Annotated in this window: 9 protein-coding genes; 2 read left to right on the forward strand and 7 right to left on the reverse strand. The window is 38.7% G+C overall.

Translation table 11 applies throughout. The features are described from left to right. Positions 1–60: 60 nt before the first annotated feature. Positions 61–1533, forward strand: a complete 1473-nt coding sequence (locus tag MUN88_RS01900; protein ID WP_244720181.1) for a glycoside hydrolase family 5 protein — start codon at positions 61–63, stop codon at positions 1531–1533. A gap of 108 nt (positions 1534–1641) precedes the next feature. Here the strand turns inward: MUN88_RS01900 and MUN88_RS01905 are convergent, their stop codons facing one another. The 6 genes from MUN88_RS01905 to MUN88_RS01925 form a co-directional block, all read right to left on the reverse strand. Beyond that, positions 1642–2106: a cupin domain-containing protein gene (locus MUN88_RS01905; protein ID WP_244720184.1), complete on the reverse strand. Its 465-nt coding sequence runs from the start codon at positions 2104–2106 to the stop codon at positions 1642–1644. A gap of 91 nt (positions 2107–2197) precedes the next feature. Continuing rightward, a complete protein-coding gene (gene cydS, locus MUN88_RS21935) occupies positions 2198–2296 on the reverse strand; it encodes a cytochrome bd oxidase small subunit CydS family protein (protein ID WP_440136856.1) in 99 nt (32 codons plus the stop codon). A gap of 11 nt (positions 2297–2307) precedes the next feature. Continuing rightward, positions 2308–3333 carry a cytochrome d ubiquinol oxidase subunit II gene (locus MUN88_RS01910; protein WP_244720187.1) on the reverse strand — a complete coding sequence of 342 codons (1026 nt, stop codon included), beginning with the start codon at positions 3331–3333 and terminating at the stop codon, positions 2308–2310. Continuing rightward, entirely contained in the window at positions 3330–4676 is a 1347-nt protein-coding gene (locus tag MUN88_RS01915; RefSeq protein ID WP_244720190.1) for a cytochrome ubiquinol oxidase subunit I, read from the reverse strand. Before MUN88_RS01915 ends, MUN88_RS01910 begins: the two co-directional genes overlap by 4 nt. Positions 4677–5165: 489 nt before the next feature. Next, entirely contained in the window at positions 5166–6164 is a 999-nt protein-coding gene (locus tag MUN88_RS01920) for a pectate lyase family protein (protein WP_369809929.1), read from the reverse strand. 583 nt (positions 6165–6747) lie between these two features. Next, the gene (locus tag MUN88_RS01925; RefSeq protein ID WP_244720193.1) at positions 6748–8346 is read right to left on the reverse strand and encodes a xylulokinase; all 1599 of its coding nucleotides are present in this window, start codon (positions 8344–8346) and stop codon (positions 6748–6750) included. 485 nt (positions 8347–8831) lie between these two features. Here MUN88_RS01925 and MUN88_RS01930 point away from each other — a divergent pair, with 485 nt between their 5' ends. Continuing rightward, positions 8832–9989: an AI-2E family transporter gene (locus MUN88_RS01930; RefSeq protein ID WP_244720196.1), complete on the forward strand. Its 1158-nt coding sequence runs from the start codon at positions 8832–8834 to the stop codon at positions 9987–9989. Positions 9990–10067: 78 nt separating this feature from the next. Here MUN88_RS01930 and MUN88_RS01935 read toward each other — a convergent pair whose 3' ends face one another. Continuing rightward, positions 10068–11354 carry a CapA family protein gene (locus MUN88_RS01935; protein WP_305852489.1) on the reverse strand — a complete coding sequence of 429 codons (1287 nt, stop codon included), beginning with the start codon at positions 11352–11354 and terminating at the stop codon, positions 10068–10070. Positions 11355–11422: the final 68 nt, after the last annotated feature.

The raw sequence follows: 11422 nt of genomic DNA on the forward strand, positions 1-11422 counted from the left end.
GAAAGGAGGAAAATTATTCAAAAGAAAGAGATAAAATAAAAATTTTAACGAGGTGATTTTATGAAAACAATTAAAAAAAGATCTTTTTTGTGTTTAAGTTTTATCTTGTTAATTTCCACTTTCTTTTTTATTTTCACTCCAAAAATGCAAGCAGAAACCGGTTTTTATGTAAGCGATAACAAACTTTATGATGCAACCGGTGAACCTTTTGTAATGCGAGGTGTTAATCATGCACACTCATGGTATAAGGGTGATTCCGCTTCCGCTATTCCTGCCATTGCAGAGACAGGAGCAAATACAGTAAGAATTGTTCTGTCAGATGGCAGCCAGTACACAAGAGATGATATTGAAACAGTTAAAAATCTCTTATCAATAGCCGAAGAGAATAACTTGATCGCTGTGTTAGAAGTACACGATGCTACTGGATCAGATAACATTAACACATTGAATAGCGCTGTGAATTACTGGATCGATTTAAAAGATGCAATAATTGGGAAAGAAGATAAAGTTATCATCAATATCGCAAATGAATGGTACGGTACGTGGGATGGTTCGGAATGGGCAAATGGCTATAAGCAAGCAATTCCTAAGCTGAGAGAAGCTGGCTTAGATCACACATTAATCGTAGACTCAGCTGGATGGGGACAATATCCCGAATCCATTCATAACTATGGACAAGAAGTACTGAATGCAGATCCACTAAAAAACACTATGTTCTCCATTCATATGTATGAGTATGCAGGTGGAGATTCAGCCACAATCAAAGCGAATATAGACAATGTAATTAATCAGAATCTTGCTTTAATAATAGGAGAATTTGGTCATAAGCACACTGATGGAGATGTAGATGAAGATACAATTTTGAGTTACGCCAACCAAAAAAATGTTGGGTGGCTTGCATGGTCATGGAAAGGAAATGGATCAGAATGGGACTATTTGGATTTGTCCAATGATTGGAATGGTAATAATTTAACTACTTGGGGAAATAGAATCGTTAATGGATCCAACGGGATAAAGGCTACTTCGACAATTAGTCCTGTATTCGAAAGTGGAAATGGCGGCGATGTAGGGGAATCCGAGGAAATACTTTATGATTTTGAGACGAGCACCCAAAACTGGAGTGGTGTAAATCTGTCTGCCGGGCCTTGGCATGTAAATGGATGGGCCAAAAGTGGAAATCATTCATTGAAAGCAGATATTTCACTATCCAGTAATTCAGAACATTACCTATCCCTTACCAAGAATAATGATTTTAGCGGAAAATCCCAATTGAAAGCAACTGTAAAACATGCAAATTGGGGAAATATCGGCGACGGGCTAAGAGCCAAATTATACGTTAAATCAGGACCTGACTGGAAATGGTCTGATAATGGAAGTGTGTTAATTAATTCATCAAACAGTAAAACTTTATCATTAGATTTATCAAATGTGCCGAATTTAAATAACATTAAAGAAATAGGCGTTCAATTTATCAGCTCTGGTAACAGTAGTGTTCAAACGGCTGTATACGTAGATAAAGTTACGATTGAATAGCTTTATAATCAATTAATAAGCTAACCCGTATTTACTTAGGGTTAGCTTATATTAATTCCTGGAACAACTAAACTTATTAGATTTTATTAAACATAATTAACAGCTGCGTTATTCCGCTTGCATGGCGCTTTGTTTGGTTGGGTGTACGGTGCCATATGGATGCTCGGGCGGGGCGTAGATGGAATACAGCTTTAACGGTTCATATCCGGTGTTGACCATATTATGCCATTTACCAGCTGGAATCATTATTGCAAAATCATCGCCTACATATTGCTTATAATTTAAATAATTCTTTTCGTCACCCATCATGACCATTCCTTGCCCTTGTTCAACCCGAAGAAACTGATCCGTATCAGGATGTACTTCTAAACCTACATCTTCCCCAACACCAATACTCATTAATGTCACCTGAAGATGGTCTCCAGTCCATATCGCTTTTCGAAATGTGTCGTTCTGTTTCGTTGCTTCATCTATATTTACAACATATGGCTGACCGCCGTAATCAACTGATTGCGGGACTGGCCGATAATAGCCAGGGGGGAAGTTATAATAATAATATGGTTGATAATACATGCCAATTCTCCTCTCCTTATACCTTCTTCTCTCCATCCTATGCAATTAACCGAATAGGCGTAAGTAAGGAATAAAAAGAAAAGTTCTTTATTCAAGAAGCATCTTTATCTCGAACTGCCCACCAAAAGACGAAGATAAGAGATACGATAATAATGAGGAACGGCGCAACAAAAATTAGAAACTCATTCATCTTGATTCCTCCTATACATGATGATTTTTCTTACCTGTTACATACTCCTTGTTAAACAAGAATAATCGCAGCAGTAAGTAAAGGGAAGGTAAAAGCAGCAGAAACCCTAGGATAAACGCAATAATTAAAGCAGTCGCCATTGCTTCATTTGTAAAACCATCGTATAACGTTAAATGAGGATACAGCAGATACGGTCGATGTGACCAGCCGTAACCTAGAAATGCAATAAAAAATTGTGCTACCAGCATACAAAAGGCAAGTGCGTATTGACGCTTTGACCAGATCAGCCAGAATGTTCCAATAAATAGTAACCCTGATAATAAAAAGGCCCACCATATGTCAACGATATTCTCATAATGTTCCGGATTGTGTGCACGCAGTTCTACAATAATCCCAAAAGCCGTTATCATTGTTGGAAACGCCCAGATAAGGGCGTATTTACGCATCAGGATTGTTGCCTCCTCATCCCCTGCATGCTTGGCATACCAGGTGAGAAATACTGCAGAAATATATAAAACAGATGTAATCGCGAGAAATACGATACTCCAAGTCAATGGACTATAAAACAATTCTCGATAGTGTAATACTGGAGCCCCATCCACAAGCGATACAAAACCGCCCTCTGAAATCGCAAGTGAAACAGACAACGCTGCCGGGATTAACAAACCAGACATCCCGTAGGCAAAGGCATACCCTTTGTGACCTCGTGACCCATAAGTTTCAAATGCATAATAGGAACCACGAACCGCTAATAAAATAAGAGCCAGACTGGCAGGAATGAGTAATGTTGTTCCGTAATAAAAAGCCGTCTTGGGAAAGAAACCGATCATCCCTACAAAGAAGAAGACAAGAAATACATTCGTTACTTCCCATACTGGCGACAGATAGCGCTGTATAATCTTGATGAGAATGTGATTTTTATTAGTCAGCAGGCTGTATGCATTGAAGAAACCTGCACCAAAATCGATAGAGGCAATGATGACATACCCGAATAGAAATAACCATAGCACGGTGATACCTATTATTTCTAATGTCATTGAATGTCACCCCCTTTTTCTCTGCTACGGTCTTGTAATTCTTGTTCCACCGGATTTCGTCTAAACATACGTGATAATATAACTACTGAACCGATACCCAGCACAATATATAATAAGGCAAAAGCAATCAGCATCATATCGACATGAGCACTAGTTGTTGCAGCATCTTCTACTTTTAGTATACCTCGTAAAATCCACGGCTGCCTTCCTACTTCAGCCAACCACCAGCCCGTTTCTATAGCAATAATCGAGAGCGGCCCACCGGCAACAATCAACCAGTGATACCACTTTTTATTAACAAAACGCCAACCGCAACGTTTAGCGTATAGATACAATCCAGATACGAACAGCATTAACATACCGATCGCAACCATAATATTAAATAAATAATGGATATACAATGGTGGTATTTCATCTTCAGGAAATTCATTGAGCCCTGTCACCTCAGCAGTTGGATTACTATGAGCAAGGATACTCAATGCATATGGAATTTCAATTTGATACTTTACTTCTCCATCCTGCAATACCCCGAACAAAATCAGCGAAGCATTTTCCTCCGTTTCGAAGTGCCATTCAGCAGCTGCCAGTTTTTCCGGCTGATATTCTGCTAAATATTTACCGGATAAGTCCCCAATAAGTGCTGTCGCGATCGAAAAAACAAAACCCACTTTCATCATTAAATAAATTGCTTTTTTGTGATAGATATGATTAGAACCCTTCAAAAGACGAAATGAACCAATGGCAGCCAATACAAAAGCTGATGTCATATAGGCTGTCACTACTACATGTGCTACTTTCGTTGGCATCGCCGGGTTAAACATCGCCAAAATCGGACTAATATTAATCAATTCGCCGTCTACGATGTCAAAACCTTGAGGAGCATTCATGAAAGCATTGACCATCGTAATAAATACCGCTGAAAATGAGGCACCGATCGCGACCGGAACAAGCAGAAGTAGATGTTTTTTTTGATTCTCAAACCGATCCCACGTATATAAATAAATCCCTAAAAAGATCGCTTCAAAGAAAAAGGCAAACGTCTCCATAAAGAGTGGTAATGAAATAATATGGCCTGCCAACTCCATAAAGTTCGGCCATAACAAAGACAATTGCATTCCGATTACAGTCCCCGTCACAACACCAACTGCTACTGTAATCACAAACCCTCTTGTCCACCTTCTGGCCAGCAGTATGTAATGTTCATCATTCTTCTTAATCCCGACCCATTGTGCAATCATAATCATCAGTGGGACACCGACACCGATTGTCGCATATATAATATGAAAAGTTAGTGTCAATTCTGTTAATACACGACTAAAAAACACCGCTTCTTCATTTGCCATTCGTCATAACTTCCTTCCTGCTAAAATAATTTTCCTATAAAAGAAAGCAACATGATTCCCGCCACAATAAAGGCTAACCACATCAGATACCTCTCTTGTTTTTTATACATAACTCTCACCTCTTGCAGTTATTTTACCCGACATATATTTTAATAATCTAACTTCCTTAATTTTTCCTTGGAATTATTTTATGAAAGAATCACTAACTAATAACTGCTACGATTATTTTTAAACAATTTTATCAAAACGATAACATATTTATAGTTTGACGTTTATTACCTCTTACATTACGACTTATAATGGAATCGTCTGATAAAGTACTTTATTTAGAAGGGTACGGAAGATTGAAAGCAGCTGTTTGTCATAAGGCAAAAGGTATAAGAGTAGAAGATGTTGCGTTCCCATATATCATTGATTCACCAAAATAATGAAACAAAGTGTAATAAAAAATTAAAGAGAGCTACATGATTGCAGCTCTCCCTCTCTCATTTAAGGCTGGACAACACCAACACCAGCATATTGTGTTACGACTGATTTCACATCATCAACAGGGGTTAGTGAATAACTGTACGGCACCGTATAATTTGTCGTAGAAGTAGTCGGTTGGCTGCCCGTACTATTAATATACAAGTTATTAGATACATTCCAATAGCCTGTACTATCGCTATACCAATAGCCTAGTGGATCTTTAGAATCCTCAAATACATTATTTTCCACTAGCAACTCTGCACCCATCCGAGAATTAATACCTGTGTCAATGATGCCTTCAAAGTAGTTATTATACAAGTGTCCTTCCCCGTGACGGTACGCAGGTACTCTTGAGTTTAGATCCTGAAAATGATTATGATGGAAGGTAATATTTCGATCATCATCATCACTATCAGATGAGCCCATCAACATTGCTTTCCAACCGTCATGCACATAGTTCCATGAGAATGTAATATTAAATGCATCACGTTTCACATCGAAAAGTCCATCATAATGATCTTTATCCACGTTTAAATCCGCATAGAGCTCGTTATGATCCACCCAAATATTATTTGATGGGCCTTCCACACTAATAGCATCTTTATCACCACTGTCTACTTCGTGGATCGTGAGGTTTCGAATAATAACATTATCTGCGCGCCAAACTTTTATGCCTATTCCGTCAAATTCACCATTTGTACCAACACCAATGATGGATACATCCGAAACATCTTTAATGTTGATTTTGCTATCTGACGTGTTACTAGTTGTGATAGTACCATCTACGTATATCTTAAGCGGTGTGTCTCCATCCTTTTCATCTAAGGCCTGTATTAGCTCATCACCTGTCTGCACAGTAACTTCATCTCCACCGTTACCACCGGTTGTCCCACCATCAGACGTAGCAAAACCAGTCATGGAAAAATCAGGTGTAGCTGCAAACGCGGGAACAGACGAAAATCCTACAATCGACAACATCATGACAAAAAAGATCAGCGATTTCATTGATATTTTCTTCATTTTCTCACGTCCTTTTCTGAATTTTTTTTTGGTGACAATTGAATTGATTCTCGAAACATCGATCCTCCTTTCTTGATCTGACATTCCAAACATATCATGTAATCGCTTTCTTTGAAATAATCATTTTTACAGTTTTGGTACAATTATGTAAATTTTAACTAATTAAATACCATAATTTACTAAACAAAAAGCAAAATTCACACTATTTCGAGATTATTTGATATACTTTTCTACTAACCTCGTCAACATTCGAAATCCCCATTTCTGAGCTAATGATTATTTATAGGACACATCAATAGCTGTAATTTGATTTGATATCTATAAAGATAGAATTTCTATCAGGGTTGATTAAACTGTGGCAATTGTCGTTTCAGCTGTCATTTCAGCAGATAGTTATGAATTGACTGAATTTAGAAGTGTTAATAATGTATACATCATCCGTACACAAGCATGCTTTTTCTAAACAATCTATCGTCAGTAAAACCGCCTACTGATGAGGTCCGTATTATAAACATTCATCGCCTTTTCCTTTTTTTACACAATAAAAAGGTTCCGTCCAGATTAGAACGGAACCTTTCTCATCTTATTGAAGATTTTCCACTGCTGCTCTTTCGATTGAAAGTCCTTTTTTGTAGCGTTCCATAAATCGCTCGAAGCCTTCTACGTCTTTAGCTTCAGGTGAAATGGTTTTAATCGCCTGGCTGGCAAATACTTTGTTAGTTAAGTAATCATCCAGTGACTCATTTTCATCTTTATTAATCATATACGCCCCCAGTAACGCAATTCCCCATGCACCACCTTCGCCTGCTGTTTCCATGACGGATACCGGAACGTTCAATGCACCTGCTAAGATGCTTTGGCCCACACCTTCCGTCTTAAACACGCCACCGTGGCCTAAGATTTCATCCAGCTTTACATTTTCTTCTTTTAGTAAGATGTCCATTCCGATTTTCATTGCACCAAATGCAGTAAACAAATGGGAACGCATGAAATTGGCTAACGTGAAATTACTGTCAGATGAACGAACAAACAATGGTCGCCCTTCTTCGAAATGAGTCATATGCTCTCCTGATAGATAGCCGTATGAAAGAAGTCCTCCAGCATCCGCATCACCTTCTAACGCTTTATGATACAGCGTTCCAAACAATTTATCTTTATCTACATCGATGCCCATCGCATTCGAGAATTCCTCAAAGATACCAACCCATGCATTTAAATCAGACGTACAGTTGTTAGAGTGCGCCATTGCAACAAGGTTTCCTGTTGGCGTTGTTACAAGATCAATCTCCGGATAAACTTGTGATAAATCTTTTTCCAGAACGATCATCGCAAATGCAGAAGTACCTGCTGACACATTACCAGTACGCTTGGCAACACTATTAGTCGCAACCATTCCTGTACCAGCATCCCCTTCTGGCGGACAAAGTGGAATACCTGCTTGCAGTTCACCACTTACATCTAGCCATTTCGCTCCCTCTGCCGTAAGTTCTCCAGCATTCTCACCGGCAACTAACACCTCTGGTAAGATGTCCTCCAGTGACCATGGTAGCTGGTTAGAGGCAATTCCCTCATTAAATTGAGTAATCATTCTCTGGTTAAATTGCTGCTCGTTAATATCAATCGGGAAAACACCACTTGCTTCGCCGACACCGAGCACCTTCTTACCGGTTAACTTCCAGTGGATGTAACCCGCAATTGTCGTTAGAAAGTTAATAGATGACACATGCTCTTCCTTATTAAGAATCGCTTGATATAAGTGTGCAATACTCCATCTTTGCGGGATATTATATTGAAAAAGCTCCGTTAATTCTGTTGAAGCTTGTTCGGTTATATTGTTTCTCCACGTACGGAATGGCACAAGAAGCTCATCTTGTTTATCAAATGCCATATAACCATGCATCATACCACTAAAGCCAATTGCACCAATTTTTTGAATAGAGACGCCATACTGTTCTTTTACTTCGGCAGCCATTTTTTGATAGCTATCCTGCAGCCCCTTCCAGATATCATCAACACTATATGTCCAAATGTTATCTACATAACTATTCTCCCAGTCGTGACCTCCTGAAGCTATTGGTGCATTGTTTTCATCAATTAATACAGATTTAATTCGTGTTGAACCAAATTCAATCCCAAGTACGGTATTTCCATTCTGAATTGCATCTTTTACTTCGAAAACCATTTGCATTTCCCCCATTTTAAAAGTTTATCCGTTCCACATCCTTGTAAAACGTTTCCAATATTGCATTTTCATAAAATTGTTGATTACTATCTGCTAGAATTGGGTATCCTGTAAACAACAACTAACTTGTTGGTACAACTGTAAAATCCTTATTATTGCACATATTATCGTTAAAATATCGCGTGAAACTATTATACTTTTATCTTATCATTTTACATGTATGAGCGTCAACGTAAATATGTCCGTACATGTAGAAGCTGTTACATATTTTTAGCAAAAAAGCGTGTGCTATGGTACATTAAAAAAAACCGGTTTAAACCCGACCGGTCCTATCTAACGTAAGTATTTATACAACTATCTATAATTATGACTGTAATTATAATTTCAAAATACAGCAAATACCGCGTCTTAATGCGACAGCTGAGCGGTAATTTATCATTCTACTACTAATATAATTTTTGATATAACCCAAAAAGGAGATATGTATGATGAATAATACTTCCAACCGCTTTTTACAATTTATCGGTGGTAAAAATATATTTTACTTACTTGCATTATTTATCTTGATCGGTATTTTCATTTTTATCTATACAAAAATTTCATTCGTGTTTCATCCATTTGTCGTTATATTCAGTACGCTTGCTCCACCAGTTATTTTAGCCTTTGTAGCCTATTATCTGTTAAATCCTATTGTCAATCTGCTGGAGCGTTTTCGCATTCGCCGTATTTGGGGGATATTAATTTTAATTCTTGGTATTAGTGGTGCACTGACAGGTATCATTCTGTTGACTGCTCCAGCCATTGAAGCACAGGTGAAAGATCTTATCCAAACCTTCCCAAGCTATTTACGTCAGCTCGGAAATGAACTCTCTGACTGGATCCAAACTTCCTTTTTAGGTGCCTATTATGATGAAGGCTACCAATGGCTGATGGATCAATTAAGTGAGATTCCGCAATTAATCGGCAACTATATATCGAGCGGTTATCAAGGAATACAAAATATCGCTAGTACCATTACAACGACAGTAGTATCGATTATTACATTCCCTTTTATTCTATTTTTCCTGTTAAAGGATGGAAAAAAGTTTCAAGGATTCTTTATCAAATTGTTGCCACCTAAATTTCGCAACGATGCGAGTCAGATTCTATCTAATATGGACACACAGGTTGGCTCCTACATACAAGGGCAAATTATCGTCGCAACCGTGATTGGTATGCTGCTGTTTATTGGCTATCTGATTATTGGCCTTGACTATGCTTTTACATTAGCCATTGTTGCTGCGGTGACAAGTGTTGTTCCATACTTAGGGCCAACCATTGCCATCATCCCAGCCATTATCATTGCAATTGTCAATTCGCCCTTTATGTTACTTAAACTTGCAATTGTATGGGTTGCTGTTCAATTTCTGGAAGGGAACTTTGTCTCACCCAATATCATGGGGAAAACGATGCATATCCATCCGTTAACGATTATTTTTGTATTATTAATAGCAGGAAATCTATTTGGGGTTGTTGGAGTAATCCTCGGGATACCGGGATATGCTATCCTTAAAGTGGTCGTGGAATATCTCTTCTATAAATTCAAGAAACGCTACAATAAATATTACGGAGATGATGAGGGAAAATATGGACTGAAGGAATAGCTTATTTTTCAAGAGAGTGCTCATCAATAGATATACCCGGATAAATCTTCCCAAAGGTCTATCCGGGTATATAAGTATTTATTTACAAACTACCATCGCTTTTTTACCTTCCACCACAATCTCAGTCCCAAACGAACGAGAAAGTTCCTTTATGCGTTGCAAAACTTCTACATTATCAGACAATTCCGGCCAGCCTCTTTGATACCTTGCCTGTTCAAAACCTAGTTTAATAGGCTGCAGTTCGATTGATTCCAAATCATCCCCATCCCAAGCTAATTTGGCAATGATGGATTCCCAGACATACGGATTGACGCCCAGGCCTTTTTTGCCGAAATCACTTCTCACATCATAGCCATCCGCAACATTGGCATCTGTACGAAGACCATATTTCTGATAAAAATCAGACGGCAGATAAGACACTGAATCATTTTGGAAAATAAAATTACCCAGACTGTAAAAAATCGGTCTGCCCTGATATAATTCAATTCCTCTGACAACGTGAGGACCATGACCAAATATCGTATGAGCACCCGCATCAATACAGACTCTGGCAGCATCTCGCAAAAAGTCAGCTGGCGTATTTTTGTCCATCCCCTCCATTTCATGACTGTGTATACTGACAATCACATAATCTGCCTGTCTTCTGGCCGCTTGAATGGATGCAGTCAGTCTCTCGATATCCTTTTTTAACGGACGTCGCACACGATGTGATCGATCGGCGATTTTAAACAATTTACCACTGAACAGCAATTCGTCCTGCCCACCTTCTACCGAAAATCCTTCTAAGCGATTAAGCATCTCGTTCGCATCAATATGAGTATTGCTCGATATCTGCTTCAATGTAGCCATTTCCGATTTGGTGACATAATATACCTCTTCATATCTTAATGGGTTTATCCCAGGTCTCCCCTTAATATGTGGTGTTGGATCACCCGCCAGTGAAGCCTCATAAAATGTAGATGTAGCACCTATTAATGCCACACGCCCTTGGACAGTATCTACATATCTTGGTTCAGCAGCTGCTGCCAACGTACGACCAGCACCAGCATGAATCAATCCACGTGCATCCAGCTCACGTTCTGTCGCCAATAATCCGCCTTGTAAATAATCCATCGTATGATTGGTTGCCCAATTATATAAATTAAATCCATAGTATTTCAGGTCATCTAACACAGAAGGTTCAGCCATTGCCCAAGTCCCTCCGCTAAAAGGTGATGGGTATCCTTCTTTTTGATGTGTCGTAATTTCTAAGTTTGTAAAACGTACATCCGCTCCACTGATCCAGTCTTTAATAGATTTTGCCCGTTGATCATTCTCTGGGATCCTTCTGGCAATAAAGCTGTCCCCTGTTGCAATCATTTTCATTTCACCACACCCTTTTCGTATCAAAAATAATAGCCAGACCCTGTCAAGGACCTGACTATCTGTTCTCA

The sequence above is a fragment of the Gracilibacillus caseinilyticus genome (assembly GCF_022919115.1).
Lineage (GTDB): Bacteria > Bacillota > Bacilli > Bacillales > Amphibacillaceae > Gracilibacillus > Gracilibacillus caseinilyticus.

What these genes read in the sequence shown, in the direction of transcription:
- MUN88_RS01935 (WP_305852489.1), bottom strand. Translation starts at nt 11,354, where the DNA reads ATGAAAATGATTGCAACAGGGGACAGCTTTATTGCCAGAAGGATCCCA.
- MUN88_RS01930 (WP_244720196.1), top strand. Translation starts at nt 8,832, where the DNA reads ATGATGAATAATACTTCCAACCGCTTTTTACAATTTATCGGTGGTAAA.
- MUN88_RS01920 (WP_369809929.1), bottom strand. Translation starts at nt 6,164, where the DNA reads ATGAAGAAAATATCAATGAAATCGCTGATCTTTTTTGTCATGATGTTG.
- MUN88_RS01915 (WP_244720190.1), bottom strand. Translation starts at nt 4,676, where the DNA reads ATGGCAAATGAAGAAGCGGTGTTTTTTAGTCGTGTATTAACAGAATTG.
- cydS (WP_440136856.1), bottom strand. Translation starts at nt 2,296, where the DNA reads ATGAATGAGTTTCTAATTTTTGTTGCGCCGTTCCTCATTATTATCGTA.
- MUN88_RS01910 (WP_244720187.1), bottom strand. Translation starts at nt 3,333, where the DNA reads ATGACATTAGAAATAATAGGTATCACCGTGCTATGGTTATTTCTATTC.
- MUN88_RS01905 (WP_244720184.1), bottom strand. Translation starts at nt 2,106, where the DNA reads ATGTATTATCAACCATATTATTATTATAACTTCCCCCCTGGCTATTAT.
- MUN88_RS01925 (WP_244720193.1), bottom strand. Translation starts at nt 8,346, where the DNA reads ATGGTTTTCGAAGTAAAAGATGCAATTCAGAATGGAAATACCGTACTT.
- MUN88_RS01900 (WP_244720181.1), top strand. Translation starts at nt 61, where the DNA reads ATGAAAACAATTAAAAAAAGATCTTTTTTGTGTTTAAGTTTTATCTTG.